Below are 16,214 nucleotides of genomic sequence, written 5' to 3' on the forward strand. Positions count from 1 at the left end.
GGAGGCGACACATGATCTACGAAGAACGCAACTACAGTTTCGCGCCGGCGAACTTTCGGCCGTTCCTCACGCTTTTCGAAGCCGAGGGACTGCCGCTGGTGCGCGGCCACCTGGGCCACCTGGTGGCCTACTTCACGGCCGAGACCGGGCAATTGAACACGGCGGTGCATATCTGGGGCTTCGAGGACCTGGTGGACCGGGACCGGCGCCGTACCGCGCTGTGGAACGATCCGCAGTGGGTCGCGTTCTCGGCCAAGGTGTTGCCGTGGATCGTCGGCATGGAGAATCGCCTGCTCAAGCCGACCGGGTTTTCGCCGCTGCGTTGAACCGGCGCAGCGCCATTTGGCCAGCCAAGGAGGTGGGTGTGGGGGCGGATGTGTTGATCGAAGACAAGCGCGATGGCGATGCACTCCCGGAAGCCCCGGGCGACGGACATGGCGAAGGGCCCGCACGCGGCACGCAGAGCGTGCGCCGCGCGCTGCAGTTGCTGCGCCGCGTGGCCAAGTGCAACGACCACGGCATCAAGCTGGCGCAGCTGGTGCGCGAGTCGGGGCTGGACCGGGCCACGGCCTATCGGCTGCTTTGCTGCCTGGTCGACGAGCAGTTCGTCGATCGCGATGCCGAGCACCTGTACCGGCTGGGGCCCCAGGCGGTGCTGCTGGGTTCGCTGCTGCCTCAGCCCACGCCGCTGCTGCGCCGCTTCGTGCCGACCATGAAGCGCATCGGGCGCATCGGTGGCGACACGGTGTTCCTGATGATGCGCCAGGGCGACCTGGTCTACTGCGCGCATCGCGAGGAGGGGAGCTCGCCCATCAAGATCCTGACGACCAACATCGGCCAGCGCCGCCTGATCGGCACCGGGACCGGCGGGCGCGCGGTGCTGGGCCTGATGGACCCCGCGGAGATCGCCGCCATCCACGCGCGCAATGCCACGCAGTATGCGGAGAACGGTTTGGCGGTGGAGCAGCTGCTGCAGACCGGCGTGGCGGCGCGAGAGCAGGGTTGCATGGTGACCTTCGACGCATTCGGCGAGGTCGGCGTGGCCGGCTTCGGCATCGCGTTTCGCATGGGCGAGCACGCCATGGGCGCGCTCAGCATCGCCACGTTGACGGCGCGCTTCGGCTATGAGCGCCAGCACCGGCTGCGCCAGTTGATGGAAACCGAACTGCGCGCGCTGGGGTTGCAACCCGCGCAGTGAAACGGATTCAAGCCGTGCCGCGCAGCGGCCGGTAGAACGCCCGGATCTCCTCGGCCAGCAGCTCGGGCTGCTCCATGGCCGCGAAGTGGCCGCCGCGCGGCATCGCGCTCCAGCGCCGGATGTCGGTGAAAGTGCGTTCGGCCAGTTCGCGCGGCGGGTGCAGGATCTCCGCGGGGAACTCGGCATAGCCCATGGGCACGTCCACGGTGGCGCCCTCGGGAATCGGCCACTGCGCGGCATGCTGGCGCGCGTAGTACGGCCAGAACGAGGAGCCGATGGCGCCGGTGAACCAGTACAGCGAGACGTTGGCCAGGATCTCGTCCAGGCTGAACACCGATTCGATGTCGCCGTCGCAGTCGGACCAGGCGCGCATCTTCTCGGCGATCCATGCCGTCAGGCCGATCGGCGAATCGCTGAGGCCGAAGGCCAGCGTGTGGGGTCGCGTGCCCTGGATCGCGCTGTAGCCGGTCTCTTCGCGCAGCCAGTGCTGCAGTTCCTCGCGGTAGCGCTGCGCTGCCGGGCTGGAACCCAAACGTGCCGGATCGCGCGCTATCGGCAACAGGTTCAGGTGCACGCCGACGGTCTTGTGTGGATGCACCAGCCCGAGCCGCGCGGAGATGGAGGCACCCCAGTCGCCGCCCTGGGTGGCGAAACGCCCGTAACCCAGCACGTCGGTCATCAGCGCGGCGAACGCATCGGCGATCTGCTCCACGGAGAATCCCGGCTGGCCGGGGCGGAACGACAGGCCATAGCCCGGCAGACTGGGCGCCACCACCGTGAAGGCATCGGCGGGATCGGCACCGAAGCGCGCCGGGTCGGTCAGCCGCGGGATCAACTCGGCGAACTCGAACACCGAGCCGGGCCAGCCGTGCGAAAGCAGCAGCGGCATGGGCGCAGGGCCCTGGCCCGCCTCGTGGATGTAGTGCAGCTGGATTCCGTGCAGCGGCGTTGTGTATTGCGCAAACGCGTTGAGCCGCTGCTCCTGCGCGCGCCAGTCGAAGCGATGGCGCCAATATGTGGCGAGCCGCTGCATCCAGGCCAGGTCGGCCCCGTGTGCCCAGGGCAGGCCCGCGGGCTGGTCCGGCCAGCGGGTCATGTCCAGTCGCGCATGCAAGTCGGCGATCGCGGCATCCGCGATCCGAAGCCTGAAAGGTTGGGGTGTCATGCGGCCCAATCTATCGTGGGGCCGGCGAGGCGTGGACACGGTAAACCCCGAGTTCGCATCGTGAGCAACCTGAAGGCTTGCTCGTGCGCGATGGCTGACGAGGCTCAACCGATCGCCTGCGCCTCCCTGAACCCCTCCAGCACCGCATCGTCCACCTCCCGCGGCGCCACGCAGTCGCCAATGCGGCGCACCGCCAGCCCGCGTGCCTTCAGCTGCTGGTACAGCCCGTCCTCGCTCTCGCGCAGCATCGACAGCACGACCGTGTCGGCCGCCAGCGTCTCGCTCGCGCCGCCCAGCGTGCCGCGCAGCACGACGCGGCCCGGCTCGATGCGCTCGATCGTGGTCGAGGCGCGCAGCGCCACGCCGGCCGCGGCCACGCGCGGCATCAGCCAGGGCCAGTCGAGCGTGGGCTCGAGCTTGCGGCCGAGCAGCGCGTCGGCGCCGACCACCGTGACCTCGCGGCCGGCGGCGCTCAGCAGGCGGGCCAGGCCCAGCGGCAGGTAGTCGCCGTTGTCGTCGACGATCAGCACGCGGCGCCCGCAGGTGGGCAGGTCGTCGAGCGCGGAGAGTGCGTCCGTCACGTGCGGCAGTTCCGCGCCCGGGATCGCGTCGCGGTCGGTGCGGAACATCGAGCGGCCGCCGCGCTGCCAGCGCGCGCCGGTGGCCACCACGACCTCGTCGGCGCCGAAGGCGGCCACCGCGTCGGCCGTGGCCTCGCGGCGCAGCACGATCGCCACGCCGCGCCGGCGCAGCGAGGCCTCGAGGTCGTCGACCAGGAAGTTCCACGAGCCGTAGTCGGGCAGCAGGCCGGCGCGGCGGATCTGACCGCCGAGCCGGTCCGTGCGTTCCCACAGGGTGACGCGATGGCCGCGCGCGGCCGCGCTGTCGGCGAACTTGAGGCCGCCCGGGCCGCCACCGATCACGAGCAGCGTGCGCGGCGTGGCGGCGGGACGCGGCAGCGCCGTGCCGAACTGCAGCTCGCGGCCCGCCTCGGGGTTCACGGTGCAGCTCACGTTCTGCCCGAGCCGTCGCCAGCAGCCCTGGTTGGCGCCGACGCAGCGCCGGGTCTGGTCGGCGCGGCCCTCCCTGGCCTTGCGCACGATCTCGGGGTCGGCGATCTGGGCGCGCACCAGGCCGACCATGTCGGACTGCCCGTGCGCGACGATCCGTGCGGCCGTGGCGATGTCGCGCACCGAGCCCTGGATCAGCAGCGGGATGCGCCCGCGCAACGCCTCGCGCACGCGCGCGGCGTTGGCGGCCAGCGGCGCGGTCTCGCCGCTCGACTGCGGCGGCACCAGCCGGTGGTTCTGGTGGTAGTCGGTGTGCGAGAGACACACGTAGTCGAACAGGCGCTCGGCCTCGAGCAGCGCGACCACGCGCAGCGTTTCCTCGGGCGTGGTGCCGGCCTCGCCGAGGTACTCGTCGAGGCTCAGCTTGATGCCGATCGCGAAATCGCTGCCGCAGCGTGCGCGCACCGCGCGGCCGATCTCGAGCGCGAGCCGGGCGCGGCGCTCGGTGTCGCCGCCCCATTCGTCGTCGCGCCGGTTCCAGTACGGCGAGAGGAAGTTGCTCAGCAGGTAGCCGTGCGAGCCGTGGATTTCCACGCCGTCGCCGCCGCCGGCCTGCACGTTGGCGCAGGTCGCGGCGAAGCCTTCGATCACCGCGCGGATGTCGTTCTCCTCCATCGGTTGCGGCATCGCACGGTGCACCGGCGAGGCCAGCTGCGAGGGCGCGAGCACGGCGCCCCAGTGCGCGATGTCATCGGTGCGGCGCGTGCCGCTGGCGCCCATGTGCGTGACCTGCACGATCACCGGCACGCCGAGCCGCTTGCTCGGGGTGACGAAGGCCCGCACCGCATCGGCCCAGGCGGGTTCCCACGGCGACACGCCGGCGCGCGCGCTGGCCGGATGCACATGGAAGCCGTGCGTGACGATCAGGCCGACGCCGCCGCGCGCGCGTTCGGCCAGGTAGGCGCCATAGGCCGGCGGCGGCAGGCTGACCTGGTGCGCGGGCAGGTAGATGCGGTTGAGCGCCTGCACGGGGCCGATGCGCACCGGCGCCCACAGGCCGTCGAGCGCGGTCGGCGTCGCAGGCTGCGTCGTCATGCGCGGCTCAGGAGAAGCACATGCCGCCGTTGACGTCGAGCACCGCGCCGGTGGTGAAGCTGGCGCCGCGCGAGGCCAGGAAGGCGGCGGGCCAGCCGATCTCCTCGGGCTGGCCCAGGCGCTTCATCGGGTACTGGTCGACGGTGAAGGGCTGGTTCGCCGACACCAGCAGCGGCGTGAAGATCGGCCCCGGCGCCACGCCGTTGACCACCACGCCCGAGGCCGCGGCCTGGCGCGCGAAGTAGCGCACCAGCGCCGACAGCCCGCCCTTCGAGGCCGCGTAGGCCGGCTCCACCGCCAGCGTCGAGCCCGCGTTGCGCGCGGCCATCGAGCTGGTCAGCACGATGCGGCCGCTGCCGCGCTTCATCATCGAAGGCAGCGCGGCGCGCAGCAGGTTGACCGGGCCCTTCACGTTCACGGCCATGGTGCGCTCGAACAGCTGTTCCCATTCGTCGCCGCCATCGAGCCAGTCGCCCTTGACGTAGTAGCCGCTGGTGTCGATCAGCGCGTCGATCTCGCCGATGTCCTTCAGCAGTGCGTTGACGTCGTCGCGCTTCGTGTTGTCGAGCGCGGCGGCGCGGGCCTTCAGTTCATCGGCCAGCTCGGTCGGCGCCTTCAGGTCGGCGATGAACAGCTCGGCGCCGAGCGCGGCGCACACGCGCGCGGTGGCGCCGCCGATGGCGCCGCCGGCGCCGGTGATCAGGATGCGCTCGCCGCGCAGGTCGAAGAGGTTCTTCATGGGTGGTCGTCCTTCAGGGAGTGGTGCAAAGAGTTCGTTTCAGTCGGGCGCGCCGTAGGCGCCCGCCTCGAGCAGCGCGCGCGAGCCGAGGTCGGCGCCGTTCCAGCGCGTGAAGAAGCCCGCGGCGCTGCCGCCGTCCACCGTCATCACCGAGCCGGTGACGTAGCTCGCGGCATCGGACAGCAGGAACAGCGCGGGGCCGGCCTGCTCCTCGGCCCGGCACAGGCGGCCCAGCGGGTTGCGGTCGACCATCGCGTACTGCAGGTGGTCGGGAGGGATGTTGGCCTGCACGAGCGGCGTGTCGACCACGCCCGGCGCGAGCGCATTCACGCGCACGCCGAAGCGGCCCCACTCGATGGCGAGCGCGCGCGTGAGGCCGATCACGCCGTGCTTCGAGGCGCTGTAGTGCGCGCGGCCGGCATGACCGCCGAGGCCGTCGATCGAGGCCACGGTGACGATCGCGCCGCGCCGGCGTTCGAGCATGCGCCGGCCCACGGGCTGCAGCGAGCGGAACATGCCCGTGAGGTTGACGTCGAGGCAGCGGGTCCAGAGCTCGTCGGGCATGGTGTGGGCGGGCGCCGGCGGCGAGATGCCCGCGCAGGCCACCATGCCGTCGATGGCGCCGAGCTGCTGCTCGATGCGCGCCACCGCGGCTTCGCAGGCGCCGGCATCGCGCACGTCGAGCGTCTGCGCGACGGCCTGCGCGCCGAGTTCGCGCAACTCGGCCGCCACGCTCGTGGCGCGCTCGGCCACCGCGTCGACGACGGCGATGCGCGCGCCGCCGCGCGCGGCCTCGATGCCGATCGCGCGACCGATGCCGCTGCCGCCGCCGGTGACGAGGATCACGCGGTCCTGCAGTCCGTAGTCCATGGCTGTGCCTCCACGAGGGGATGAGTGAATGAGGAGTGGGAAGAGGGGAGTGCGGCGAATGTGGCAGCCGCGTCGCGCGGCGTCTGTCCCCGTGGCAAGGGACAGCGCGGCCTGTACCACGGGCAGGGGACTGACGGGCCCGCGATGCGCAGCGAATACTGCCCGCCATGACAACCCCCTCCGTCTCCACCACCGCCGTCGCCGACGACGTGCTGCTGCGCGTCAGCGGCCTCGGCGTGCGCTTCGGCGGCATCGTGGCGCTCGACGGCATCTCCTTCGAGGTGCGCCGCGGCCAGATCTGCGGGCTGATCGGTCCCAACGGGGCCGGCAAGACCACGCTGTTCAACTGCCTGAGCCGCATCTACACGCCGGCCGCGGGAGCTATCGTGTTCGACGGCGTCGACCTGCTCGCGCAGCCGCAGCACGCGATCGCGGCGGCGGGCATCGGCCGCACCTTCCAGAACGTGGCGCTGTTCCCCGCGATGACGGTGCGCGAGAACGTGATGGTGGGCCGCCATTGCCGCACCGGCACCGGCTACCTCGCCAATGCCTTTCGCCTGCCCTCGGTGCGGCGCGAGGAGGCCGAGGTGCGCGAGCGCACCGAGCGGCTGCTGGCCCTGCTCGACCTCTCGGCGCTGGCCGAGACGCCGGTGAAGAACCTCTCGTTCGGCACCCGCAAGCGCGTGGAGATGGCGCGCGCGCTGGTGGCCGATCCCAAGCTGCTGCTGCTCGACGAACCGGCGGCCGGCCTCAACCACGAGGAGGTCGACGGGCTGCGCCAGCTGATCCTCGACGTGCGCGAGCGCTTCCACGTGACCGTGCTGCTGGTCGAGCATCACCTGAACCTGGTGATGCGCGTGTCCGACCAGGTGGTGGCGATGAACTTCGGCCGCAAGATCGCCGACGGACCGCCCGCGCAGGTGCAGGCCGACCCGGAAGTGGTGCGCGCCTACCTCGGCACGGAGACCGCCTGATGGCCGCGCTGCTGGAGGTGAAGAACCTCGAGGCCTTCTACGGTCCCACGCGCGTGCTCGAGGGCATCGACTTCGAGGTCGCCGAGGGCGGCATCACCACCATCCTCGGCGCCAACGGCGCGGGCAAGACGACGACGCTGCGCGCGCTGAGCGGCCTGGTGCGGCGCACCGGCGAGATCCGCCTCGCGGGCCAGCGCATCGATGGCCACAGCACCGAGAAGACCGCCGCGCTCGGCATCGCGCACGTGCCCGACGGGCGCGGCACGCTGGTCAACATGACGGTGGAGGAGAACCTGCGCGTGGGCGCCTACCTGCGCCGCGGCAAGGCCGAGGTCGAGCAGGACATGGCGCGCATGTTCGGCTACTTCCCGCGGCTGCGCGAGCGGCGCGGGCAGCAGGCCGGCACGCTCTCGGGCGGCGAGCAGCAGATGCTGGCGATCAGCCGCGCGCTGATGCAGCGCCCGCGCCTGCTGCTGATGGACGAGCCTTCGTTCGGCCTCGCGCCGCTGGTGATCCGCGAGATCTTCGAGATCATGCGCGTGGTCAACCGCGAGGAGGGCGTGGGCATCCTGCTGGTCGAGCAGAACGTGGCGCGCGCGCTCGAGATCGCCGACCACGCCTGGCTGCTCGAGACCGGCCGCACCGTCATCTCTGGCACCGCGAAACAGCTGCGCGACGACGCGCAGATCCGCCGCTCCTACCTCGGCTTCTGACCAGGACCCCACCCCATGTACAGCCTGCTGCAACAGATCGCCTCCGGCATCGCCATGGGCGGCATCTACGCCTGCCTCTGCCTGGCGCTGGTGATGATCTACCAGTCCACCCACCACATCAATTTCGCGCAGGGCGAGATGGCGATGTTCTCCACCTTCATCGCCTTCCTGCTGCTGAAGTGGGGCCTGCCGTACTGGGCCGCCGCGCTCGCCACGCTGGCCTTCGGCTTCGTGGCCGGCTTCGCCATCGAGCGGCTGGTGCTGCGGCCGCTGGGCGACGTGCCCGAGCTCTCGGTGATCGTGGTCTTCATCGGCCTGTTCGTCGGCATCAACTCGCTGGCCGGCTGGATCTTCGGCCACCAGCTCGAACCGTTCCCGAGCCCGTTCCCCGACAAGCTGCCCGGCGGCAGCACGCTGATCTCGGGCCACGAGCTCGGCACGGTGGCGGTGGTGCTGCTGGTGATGGCGCTGCTCTATGCCTTCCTGCGCTTCACCAAGGTCGGGCTCGCGATGCGCGCCTCGGCCGAGAACCCGGTGTCCTCGCGCCTCGCGGGCATCCCGGTGTCGCTGATGCTCTCGCTGGGCTGGGGCCTGTCGGCGCTGATCGGCGCGGTGGCCGGGCTCATGGTGGCGCCCGTGGTCTTCCTCGAGCCCAACATGATGGGTGGCGTGCTGATCTACGCCTTCGCGGCGGCGCTGCTCGGCGGCATCGACAACCCCTGGGGCGCGGTGGCCGGCGGGCTGATCGTGGGCGTGGTCGAGAACCTCGCGGGCACCTACCTCGTGGGCACCGAGCTCAAGCTCACGCTGGCCCTGGTGCTGATCGTGGCCGTGCTGCTGGTGCGGCCCTCGGGCCTGTTCGGCCGCAAGCTGGTGGCGAGGGTCTGACGATGTCGGCCTTGCCCTTCTCTCCCGACCAGGCACCGGCCCTGGCCGCCGACGCCGCGCCCGTGCGCTCGCCCTGGCGCATCGCCGCCTTCGCGCTGCTGGCCGTCGCATCGCTCGCGCTGCCCTTCGCGCTGTCGGACTACCGCCTCTTCCTCGTCACCATGACGCTGATCACCGCCATTGGCGTGCTCGGCCTCAACATGCTGGTGGGCTACAACGGTCAGCTCTCGCTGGGCCATGGCGCGCTGTACGCGCTCGGTGCCTACGTCACCGCGGTGCTGATGGAGCACGGCGGCTTCGCCTGGTGGGCCACCCTGCCGGTGTCGGCCGCGGTGTGCTTCGGCTTCGGCTTCCTGTTCGGCTGGCCGGCGCTGCGGCTCAAGGGCCACTACCTCGCGCTCGCCACCTTCGCGCTGGCGCTGGCCACGCCGCAGCTGCTCAAGCACAAGGCGCTCGAGCAATGGACCGGTGGCGTGCAGGGCATCGTGCTGATGAAGCCCGAGGCGCCCTTCGGCCTGCAGCTGTCGGCCGACCAATGGCTCTACCTGGTGGTGCTGGCGATCGCGGCGCTGATGTTCGTCTGCGCCTGGAACATGCTGCGCGGCCGGCTGGGCCGCGCCACGATCGCCATCCGCGAGCAGCCGACCGCCGCGGCCGCGATGGGCGTCAACGTGCCGCACGTGAAGGCCATGACCTTCGGCATCAGCGCGCTCTACACCGGCGTGGCCGGTTCGCTCGGCGCCATCGCCACCGCCTTCGTGGCGCCCGACAGCTTCGGCATGTTCGTGTCGGTGTTCTTCCTCGTGGGCGTGGTGGTGGGCGGGCTCGGCACCATCTCGGGCGCGCTGGTGGGCGCGGCCTTCATCCAGTTCATACCGAACGTCGCCGACCAGATCTCGAAGTCGGCGCCCTCGGCCATCTTCGCGGGCTTCCTGATCCTGTGCATGTTCCTGATGCCGCAGGGCTTCGTGGGGCTGGTGCGCAGCGTGCTGCGGCGCCTGCGCGGCGGCGCGGCCCCACGTCCCCGTCGAGGGGACTGACGCGAACGACCGCCTGAGAGAAAGTCCTTTCCATGCCCCGTGCCATCTACATCCATCCCGACGGCCAGCGCACCGAGCTCGAGGTCGCCGACGGCCAGAGCCTGATGCTGGCCGCCACCAGCCACGACCTGCAAGGCATCGTCGGCGACTGCGGCGGCGTCATGAGCTGCGCCACCTGTCACGTGATCGTCGACGAGGCCTTCATCGACAGGCTGCCGCCCGCGGTCGACACCGAGAACCAGATGCTCGACTACACGGCCGCACCGCGCGAAGCGGGCAGCCGGCTGTCGTGCCAGATCGTCATGAGCGAGGCGCTCGACGGCATCGCCGTTCGCATCGCCGACCCTCAACTGTAAGAACACAAGTTCCAAGAGCCGACATCAACACGGAGAAACGCTTCATGCAAGCCACCGCAACCGACAACAGCACCAAGCCCAAGGCCCCGCTGACACCGAACCCCGGCCTCACGCCGATGATGCTGAACCATGCGGCCTGGGTCACGCCCGACGCGGCGGCCACCACCGACTTCTACACCCGCATCATGGGCATGGAGCTCGCGAGCACGGTGCTCGACGACAGCGTGCCCTCGACCGGCGACGCAATTCCCTACTTCCACATCTTCTTCCGCATGGGCGACGGCTCCACGCTGGCCTTCTTCGAGGCGCCGGGCGTGCCCGCGCCCTCGAAGTCCAGCCATCCGGCCTACGACATCTTCAACCACATCGCGCTGCAGGCGAAGGACCGCGCCGAGGTGACGAAGTGGTACGAGTGGCTGACCTCGCAGGGCGTGGAGGTGATCGGGCCGACCGACCACAAGGGCCTGATCCTGTCGATCTATTTCCACGACCCGGCCGGCGTGCGCCTCGAGATCACCACGCCGCTGGACAAGGAATGGAACCGCCACACCGACAAGGGCTATGCCGACCTCAAGCTGTGGGAGGACTGCAAGCGCAAAGCCAAGGCCGAGGGCCGCGACGTGCCCGAGGCGCTGCTGGAACTGATCCAGGACGTGCGCAAGCGCTACGGCGGCGGCCACGGCGAGAAGGCCGGCGAGTGAACGGCGCGGCGGCATGACACCGATCGAACTGCGACCCCTCTTCACGATCAAGGCCCAGGTCACGGCACCGGCCCAGCTCGTGGGCGCCGTGCCACATGGTTACACGCGGCGCGTGATGTGCGTGAGCGGCGGCCGCTTCGAAGGCGAGCGGCTGCGCGGCCGGGTGCTGCCCGGCGGTGCCGACGTGGTGCTGGAGCGGCCCGACGGCGGCCTGCACCTCGATGTGCGGCTGGTGCTCGAGGTCGAGGGCGGCGGGCTGGTCTACATGACCTACAGCGGACGCCGCAACGGGCCCACGCCCGAGGTCATGCGCAAGATCGTGAATCGCGAGCCGATCGCGCGCGGCGAGGACTACTTCCGCGTCGCGGTGCAGTTCGAGACCGCGGCGCCGGGGCTCGAATGGCTCAACGACCGCATCGCGGTCGGCACCGGCACGCGCGAGAGCGACGGGCCCGTGTACGACGTGTGGGAAGTCGCATGAAGCGCTTCGAGGGCCGGGCCGCCATCGTGACCGCCGCGGCCTCGGGCATCGGCCGCGCCATCGCGCTGCGGCTGCATGCCGAGGGCGCGCGCGTGCTCGCGGTCGACATCAACGCCGAGGGGCTCGCGCAACTGCCGCGCGACGAGCAGCTGCAGGTCTTCGCCGCCGACGTCACGGCCGACGGCGCGCCGCAGGCCATCGTCGACGAATGCATGGAGCGCTTCGGCGACCTGCGCGTGCTGGTCAACAACGCGGGACTGGGCAACTGCCCGCCGTTCCACGAGACCACCGACGACGACTACCGCGGGTTCGCCGACATCAACCAGAAGGCCACCTTCATGGTCACGCGCGCGGCCTTCCCGGCGCTGATCGCGGCGCGCGGCGTGGTGCTCAACATCGCGTCCACGCTGGGGCTGGTGGGCTACCGACGGCAGGCCGTGTACTCGATGGCCAAGGCCGGCGTCATCGGCCTCACGCGCAACCTCGCGGCCGACTATGCCGACCAGGGCATCCGCGTCAACGCGATCGCGCCCGGCATCATCGCCACGCCGCAGACCGCGGGGCGGCTGAACACCGCGCGCTTCCAGGCCACCATCGTCGGCACCACGCCGATGGGCCGGCCCGGCCTGCCCGAGGAGGTGGCCGGCGCGGCCGCCTTCCTGTGCAGCGACGACGCGGGCTACGTCACGGGCCAGGTGCTGGCCGTCGACGGGGGCCAGACCACGAGCGCTTACATCAGCGAACCGCTGGTGCAGTGCTGGGCCGAGGCCCATCCGGACCGCTGAATTCCAGGAGTCTTTTCATGCGCATCGCACTCATCACCGGCGCCGCTGGCGGGCTGGGGCTGGCCAGCGCGCGGCGGCTGGCCGAGGATGGCCTCACCGTCGCCGTGGCCGACCTGCATGCGGGGGCCGCCGAGCGCGCCGCCGCCTCTCTGCCAGGCCAGGGCCACATCGGCCTGGGCTGCAACGTGGCCGACGAGGACAGCGTGCGCGCCGCCTTCGACACGGTGCAGGAGCGGCTCGGCAGCGTCGGCGTGCTGGCCTGCTTCGCCGGCATCCTCAGCGCCCAACCCGCGCCGGGGCGCTTGCCCACGGTCGACATCACGCTGCAGGAGTGGGACACCGTGCTGCGCGTGAATGCGCTCGGCACCTTCCTCTGCGTGCGCGAGATGCTGCGCCGCTGCGGCGACCAGGCCATCGAGCACGGCCGCATCGTCACCGTGGCCTCGCTCGCGGGGCAGATGGGCGGCATGCAGAGCGGCGCGGCCTACAGCGCCTCGAAGGGCGCGGTGCTCGCGCTGTCGAAGGTGGTGGCGCGCGAGGCCGCCGCGCTGGGCATCACCGTCAACACCGTGGCGCCGGGACCGATCGACACGCCGATGCTGCACCAGACCGTGCCCGAGGCGCAGCGCGGCCAGAAGTACCTCGGCACCGCGGCCGTGCCGCTGGGCCGCATCGGCACGCCCGAGGAGATCGCGGCCGCGGTGTCCTACCTTGTGTCGCCCGGCGCCGGCTTCGTGACGGGCGCCACGATCGACGTCAACGGCGGCATGTCGATGCGCTGACGCTCGCTTCCTCTTCCAAGAACACCCACGCCAGGAGACTTCCCGATGAATGCCATTGCCGGTTGCCCCTTTCATGCGGGGACCTCGCCGTCCGCCGACTTCAAGCCCTACTTCAGCCCCGAGCTGCATGCGGCCTTCGAGACCCAGCGGCGCGACGAGCCCGTGTTCTGGTGCGAGGAGATCGGCTACTGGGTGCTGACCAAACACGCCGACGTCTACAGCGTGCTGCACGACGGCGCGCGCTTCTCGTCGCAGAACACCACGCGGCCCGTGACGCCGATGCATCCCGATGCGCAGGCGATCCTCAAGGAGGGCGGATATGCGCAGACCGGCAGCCACTCGAGCCTCGACGGCGCGGTGCACAAGCGCATCCGCGGCGTGACCGGCCAGGTGCTGAACCTGCGCGAGTTCGTCAAGCTCGACGGCCACGTCCGCCGGCTCGTGAACGAGGCCATCGACCGCGTCGAGGGCAAGGATGCCGTCGACCTGCTGCGCGAGGTCAACTACGAGTTGCCGGCGCAGGTGGTGTTCAAAGTGCTGGGCATTCCCGACTCGGATATTCCGAACGTCAAGCACTGGGCCGGCGCGCGCAGCGTGATCGACTTCAGCCCCGCCACCCATGCCGAGCAGCTCGAGGGCGCGCGCAACATGGTGGCGTTCTGGCAGTACTGCACCGAGATGGTCCGCGAGCGCGAGAAGCATCCGCAGGACGACTTCACCAGCCGCATGCTCGAGATCCGCAATGGCGACGACGCCGTGATGACCATTCCCGAGATCATCACCCACACCTTCGGCGTTGCCTTCGCGGGCCACGAGACCACCACCAACCAGCTCACCAACACCTTCCGCAGCCTGCTCGAGAACCGCGAGCAGTGGGAGGCGCTGTGCGCCGATCCTTCGCTCGCGGCCAACACGGTGGAGGAGGGCATGCGCTATGCGGGGGCCGTGATCGGCTGGCGCCGCATCGCGCTCGAGGACGTGGAGTTCCGCGGCGTGACGATCCCGAAGGGCGCGCCGATCGTGCTGTCCTTCGCCTCGGCCAACCGCGACGAGGAGGTGTTCGAGAACCCGCAGCGCTTCGACATCCGCCGTGCCAACGCACGCAAGCAGCTCACCTTCGGCAACGGCGTGCACTTCTGCCTGGGCGCGCCGCTCGCGCGGCTCGAGATGAAGATCGTGTTCGAGGAGTTCGCCAAGCGCTTCCCGCGCATGCGGCTGGTCGAGCCCGACCGCGCGACGCACCTGCACACTTTCGTGTTTCGCGCGCCGAGCGCGCTGGAGGTCGCGCTGCAATGAGCGCGCCCGTGTTCGAAGGCCAGGTGGCCGTGGTCACCGGCGGTGCCAGCGGCGTGGGCCTGGCGCTCGCGCGCCAGCTGCTCGAGGCCGGCGCGCGCGTCGCCATCGTCGACCGCGACGAGGCCGCGCTGGACCGCGCGCTCGAGGGGCTCGATGCATGCGATGCGATCGGCGTCGCGGCAGATGTCGCGCAGGAGGCCGACGTGCGGCGCTACGTCGACACGGCGCTGCGCAAGTTCGGCCGCATCGACCTGTTCCACAACAACGCCGCCATCGTCGGCCCGCAGTCCTCGCTGCTCGAGTTCCGCATGGAGGACTTCGAGCTCATCTTCGCGGTCAACGTGCGCGGCGTGCTGCTCGGCATGCAGGCCGTGGCGCGCGCGATGCGCGATCAGGGTGGCGGCACCATGGTCAACACCGCCTCGGTGTCGGGCCAGCGCAGCAGCCGCGCCGAGGCCGGGCTCGGCGTCTACGGCGCCTCGAAGGCCGCGGTGATCCGCATGACGCAGCAGGCGGCACTCGAGTTCGCGCCGCTCGGCATCCGCATCAACGCCATCTGCCCGGGGCCGATCGACACGCCGCTGTTGCGCAGCACCTTCCTGGTCGACGGCCGCACCGAGGCGCAGGCCGAGGCCGCGCTGAAGCAGCACTTCCTGAACCAGCCGCTCCGACGCGCGGCGACCGCGCAGGAGGTGGCGAACCTGGTGTTCTGGCTGTTGGGGCCGCAGGCGAGCTTCGTGACGGGTGGGGTTTACAACGTGGATGGGGGGATGACGGCCTGAGCGAATGACGGTAGCCTTGAGATGCCTATTCGATACATATAAAATATGCATCCTGTACCCATCTCGGAGGCCCCATGCCCGCCACCACCAACCAACAATCGCTGAAGCTGAACTTCAAGGATGACACGCTGACCACTGTGTCCAGAGATGCATTGCGGGCGCTGGCCAAGAAGCTGGGCTTCAACGAAACGCAGACGGTCTTGTACGCACTCGCAAGACTGCGAGACGAGGTCTTCGTCGAGCAGGACGGAGAGCGCCTGGTTCCGCTCACGAAGACGCAGCATCAGGCCATCGCGCAGGCCGAACCGAGGAAGAAGGGCAAGGTCATCGATTCGCTGCTGTGAGCGGGCTCTACTGGAAGCCTCGGCCGCGGCTCGGGGACATCGTCGAATGCTGCTTTCCGCAGCAGGTGGGCGTTCCCGGTCCCAAGAATCGTCCGGCATTGGTGCTGCAGGTGGAAGAAGCGGCCGACGACCCGAGCGGCTCGGTGGTGGTGGTCGCGTATGCCACCTCGCAGAACACCTCGATGGTGTACCCGGGAGAGTTCGTCATCGAGGCCAGCGAAAAGACGGGCCTGACCAAGGCAACCAAGTTCGATCTGGTCAATCATCATCGTCTTCCCTTCGATGACGCCTGGTTCGCGCCCGCGCCCGGAAAGACGCCGAGGTATCCGCGGCGCGGACGGCTCGACCTGCAGGATGGGGTGGTGAAGCGCAAGCTGCAGTCGGCCATTCTGGAAGCCAGGAGCCAGCCCAAGGGCTTCTGAGGCAGCGTCGCAGCCAACGAAAACCGGCTTGTCGACGCCTTCGCAATGCGTGCATGAGCGGCTACAGTCCGCCTCGGCCCCGGCAAGCGCCGCGAGGTCGCGGAGGATCCCGATGCTCCCTATCGTCGTCGCACTCGCCGCCACCGTCGTCCTGCTGGTCTGGATGGGCTTCTTCATGATGGGCTCGCTGCCGCTGCTCGTGCTCAAGCACGACACGCCGCTGGACGGACGCTTCATCCGCGGCCTGTTCAACGTCTACTACGTGGCGGTGATCCTGACGGCGAGCGCCGCGGCGCTCAGCTATGTCTGGTCGGGCAAGCTCGTCTTCGCGCTCGGGGCCGCGGTCATCGGCGGGCTGGCCTTCGCCTTGCGGGGCTGGATCATCATCCCGCGCATGGACGCGCTGCGCGGCACGATCCCGGGCGTCGATGCCTCGATCGTCGCGTTCCGCAAGCTGCACATCGCGGGGATGCTGGTGAACGTCGCACAGCTGGCGATGGTGGCCTGGGCACTGACGCAATTGAAGATGTGACGGGGGCCTCGGCCCGGCGCCGCGATTTGCACGATTTCAAC

Annotated in this window: 20 protein-coding genes; 16 read left to right on the forward strand and 4 right to left on the reverse strand. The window is 70.2% G+C overall.

The window, feature by feature from the left end:
- Positions 1–11: 11 nt before the first annotated feature.
- Both INQ48_39300 and INQ48_39305 read left to right on the forward strand, forming a co-directional pair.
- Entirely contained in the window at positions 12–326 is a 315-nt protein-coding gene (locus INQ48_39300; protein QRF61435.1) for an NIPSNAP family protein, read from the forward strand.
- Between the two features lie 53 nt (positions 327–379).
- The gene (locus INQ48_39305; GenBank protein ID QRF61436.1) at positions 380–1,198 is read left to right on the forward strand and encodes a helix-turn-helix domain-containing protein; all 819 of its coding nucleotides are present in this window, start codon (positions 380–382) and stop codon (positions 1,196–1,198) included.
- A gap of 7 nt (positions 1,199–1,205) precedes the next feature.
- Here the strand turns inward: INQ48_39305 and INQ48_39310 are convergent, their stop codons facing one another.
- The 4 genes from INQ48_39310 to INQ48_39325 all read right to left on the reverse strand — a co-directional run bounded on the left by INQ48_39310 (position 1,206) and on the right by INQ48_39325 (position 6,077).
- Positions 1,206–2,363, reverse strand: coding sequence for an alpha/beta fold hydrolase (locus INQ48_39310; GenBank protein QRF61437.1), 1,158 nt, complete (start codon positions 2,361–2,363; stop codon positions 1,206–1,208).
- Positions 2,364–2,467: 104 nt separating this feature from the next.
- On the reverse strand, positions 2,468–4,468 hold the full coding sequence (locus INQ48_39315; GenBank protein QRF61438.1) for an FAD-dependent oxidoreductase: 2,001 nt from the start codon (positions 4,466–4,468) through the stop codon (positions 2,468–2,470).
- A 7-nt stretch (positions 4,469–4,475) separates the two neighbouring features.
- Entirely contained in the window at positions 4,476–5,207 is a 732-nt protein-coding gene (locus INQ48_39320) for an SDR family oxidoreductase (protein ID QRF61439.1), read from the reverse strand.
- A 39-nt stretch (positions 5,208–5,246) separates the two neighbouring features.
- The gene (locus INQ48_39325) at positions 5,247–6,077 is read right to left on the reverse strand and encodes an SDR family oxidoreductase (GenBank protein QRF61440.1); all 831 of its coding nucleotides are present in this window, start codon (positions 6,075–6,077) and stop codon (positions 5,247–5,249) included.
- Positions 6,078–6,244: 167 nt separating this feature from the next.
- Between INQ48_39325 and INQ48_39330 the strand changes: the two genes are divergently transcribed.
- From INQ48_39330 to INQ48_39395, 14 genes are all read left to right on the forward strand, one after another.
- The gene (locus tag INQ48_39330; GenBank protein QRF61441.1) at positions 6,245–7,051 is read left to right on the forward strand and encodes an ABC transporter ATP-binding protein; all 807 of its coding nucleotides are present in this window, start codon (positions 6,245–6,247) and stop codon (positions 7,049–7,051) included.
- The gene (locus INQ48_39335; GenBank protein QRF61442.1) at positions 7,051–7,764 is read left to right on the forward strand and encodes an ABC transporter ATP-binding protein; all 714 of its coding nucleotides are present in this window, start codon (positions 7,051–7,053) and stop codon (positions 7,762–7,764) included. The genes INQ48_39330 and INQ48_39335 overlap by 1 nt, the downstream gene beginning before the upstream one ends.
- 15 nt (positions 7,765–7,779) lie before the next feature.
- On the forward strand, positions 7,780–8,652 hold the full coding sequence (locus INQ48_39340) for a branched-chain amino acid ABC transporter permease (protein ID QRF61443.1): 873 nt from the start codon (positions 7,780–7,782) through the stop codon (positions 8,650–8,652).
- Positions 8,653–8,654: 2 nt separating this feature from the next.
- Positions 8,655–9,692, forward strand: coding sequence for a branched-chain amino acid ABC transporter permease (locus tag INQ48_39345; GenBank protein QRF61444.1), 1,038 nt, complete (start codon positions 8,655–8,657; stop codon positions 9,690–9,692).
- A 32-nt stretch (positions 9,693–9,724) separates the two neighbouring features.
- Positions 9,725–10,048, forward strand: a complete 324-nt coding sequence (locus INQ48_39350; GenBank protein QRF61445.1) for a 2Fe-2S iron-sulfur cluster binding domain-containing protein — start codon at positions 9,725–9,727, stop codon at positions 10,046–10,048.
- Positions 10,049–10,167: 119 nt separating this feature from the next.
- Complete coding sequence (locus INQ48_39355) at positions 10,168–10,749, forward strand: VOC family protein (GenBank protein ID QRF63163.1); 582 nt, start codon at positions 10,168–10,170, stop codon at positions 10,747–10,749.
- Positions 10,750–10,762: 13 nt separating this feature from the next.
- Entirely contained in the window at positions 10,763–11,230 is a 468-nt protein-coding gene (locus INQ48_39360) for a DUF3237 domain-containing protein (protein ID QRF61446.1), read from the forward strand.
- A complete protein-coding gene (locus INQ48_39365) occupies positions 11,227–12,015 on the forward strand; it encodes an SDR family oxidoreductase (protein QRF61447.1) in 789 nt (262 codons plus the stop codon). The genes INQ48_39360 and INQ48_39365 overlap by 4 nt, the downstream gene beginning before the upstream one ends.
- A gap of 17 nt (positions 12,016–12,032) precedes the next feature.
- Complete coding sequence (locus tag INQ48_39370; protein ID QRF61448.1) at positions 12,033–12,797, forward strand: SDR family oxidoreductase; 765 nt, start codon at positions 12,033–12,035, stop codon at positions 12,795–12,797.
- A gap of 45 nt (positions 12,798–12,842) precedes the next feature.
- Entirely contained in the window at positions 12,843–14,093 is a 1,251-nt protein-coding gene (locus tag INQ48_39375) for a cytochrome P450 (GenBank protein QRF61449.1), read from the forward strand.
- Positions 14,090–14,875, forward strand: coding sequence for an SDR family oxidoreductase (locus INQ48_39380; GenBank protein ID QRF61450.1), 786 nt, complete (start codon positions 14,090–14,092; stop codon positions 14,873–14,875). Before INQ48_39375 ends, INQ48_39380 begins: the two co-directional genes overlap by 4 nt.
- A gap of 74 nt (positions 14,876–14,949) precedes the next feature.
- A complete protein-coding gene (locus tag INQ48_39385) occupies positions 14,950–15,219 on the forward strand; it encodes a hypothetical protein (GenBank protein QRF61451.1) in 270 nt (89 codons plus the stop codon).
- Positions 15,220–15,257: 38 nt separating this feature from the next.
- Positions 15,258–15,641 carry a type II toxin-antitoxin system PemK/MazF family toxin gene (locus INQ48_39390; protein ID QRF63164.1) on the forward strand — a complete coding sequence of 128 codons (384 nt, stop codon included), beginning with the start codon at positions 15,258–15,260 and terminating at the stop codon, positions 15,639–15,641.
- A gap of 112 nt (positions 15,642–15,753) precedes the next feature.
- Positions 15,754–16,173, forward strand: a complete 420-nt coding sequence (locus INQ48_39395) for a hypothetical protein (GenBank protein QRF61452.1) — start codon at positions 15,754–15,756, stop codon at positions 16,171–16,173.
- Positions 16,174–16,214: the final 41 nt, after the last annotated feature.

Origin of the sequence: Variovorax paradoxus, from assembly GCA_016806145.1 — a bacterium.
In the GTDB taxonomy this organism is placed as follows: Bacteria; Pseudomonadota; Gammaproteobacteria; order Burkholderiales; family Burkholderiaceae_C; genus Variovorax.

Excerpts from the sequence above, each read along its gene's own strand:
- INQ48_39300 (QRF61435.1), top strand. The coding sequence starts at position 12 with ATGATCTACGAAGAACGCAACTACAGTTTCGCGCCGGCGAACTTTCGG.
- INQ48_39310 (QRF61437.1), bottom strand. The coding sequence starts at position 2,363 with ATGACACCCCAACCTTTCAGGCTTCGGATCGCGGATGCCGCGATCGCC.
- INQ48_39315 (QRF61438.1), bottom strand. The coding sequence starts at position 4,468 with ATGACGACGCAGCCTGCGACGCCGACCGCGCTCGACGGCCTGTGGGCG.
- INQ48_39320 (QRF61439.1), bottom strand. The coding sequence starts at position 5,207 with ATGAAGAACCTCTTCGACCTGCGCGGCGAGCGCATCCTGATCACCGGC.
- INQ48_39325 (QRF61440.1), bottom strand. The coding sequence starts at position 6,077 with ATGGACTACGGACTGCAGGACCGCGTGATCCTCGTCACCGGCGGCGGC.
- INQ48_39330 (QRF61441.1), top strand. The coding sequence starts at position 6,245 with ATGACAACCCCCTCCGTCTCCACCACCGCCGTCGCCGACGACGTGCTG.
- INQ48_39335 (QRF61442.1), top strand. The coding sequence starts at position 7,051 with ATGGCCGCGCTGCTGGAGGTGAAGAACCTCGAGGCCTTCTACGGTCCC.
- INQ48_39340 (QRF61443.1), top strand. The coding sequence starts at position 7,780 with ATGTACAGCCTGCTGCAACAGATCGCCTCCGGCATCGCCATGGGCGGC.
- INQ48_39345 (QRF61444.1), top strand. The coding sequence starts at position 8,655 with ATGTCGGCCTTGCCCTTCTCTCCCGACCAGGCACCGGCCCTGGCCGCC.
- INQ48_39350 (QRF61445.1), top strand. The coding sequence starts at position 9,725 with ATGCCCCGTGCCATCTACATCCATCCCGACGGCCAGCGCACCGAGCTC.
- INQ48_39355 (QRF63163.1), top strand. The coding sequence starts at position 10,168 with ATGCTGAACCATGCGGCCTGGGTCACGCCCGACGCGGCGGCCACCACC.
- INQ48_39360 (QRF61446.1), top strand. The coding sequence starts at position 10,763 with ATGACACCGATCGAACTGCGACCCCTCTTCACGATCAAGGCCCAGGTC.
- INQ48_39365 (QRF61447.1), top strand. The coding sequence starts at position 11,227 with ATGAAGCGCTTCGAGGGCCGGGCCGCCATCGTGACCGCCGCGGCCTCG.
- INQ48_39370 (QRF61448.1), top strand. The coding sequence starts at position 12,033 with ATGCGCATCGCACTCATCACCGGCGCCGCTGGCGGGCTGGGGCTGGCC.
- INQ48_39375 (QRF61449.1), top strand. The coding sequence starts at position 12,843 with ATGAATGCCATTGCCGGTTGCCCCTTTCATGCGGGGACCTCGCCGTCC.
- INQ48_39380 (QRF61450.1), top strand. The coding sequence starts at position 14,090 with ATGAGCGCGCCCGTGTTCGAAGGCCAGGTGGCCGTGGTCACCGGCGGT.
- INQ48_39385 (QRF61451.1), top strand. The coding sequence starts at position 14,950 with ATGCCCGCCACCACCAACCAACAATCGCTGAAGCTGAACTTCAAGGAT.
- INQ48_39395 (QRF61452.1), top strand. The coding sequence starts at position 15,754 with ATGCTCCCTATCGTCGTCGCACTCGCCGCCACCGTCGTCCTGCTGGTC.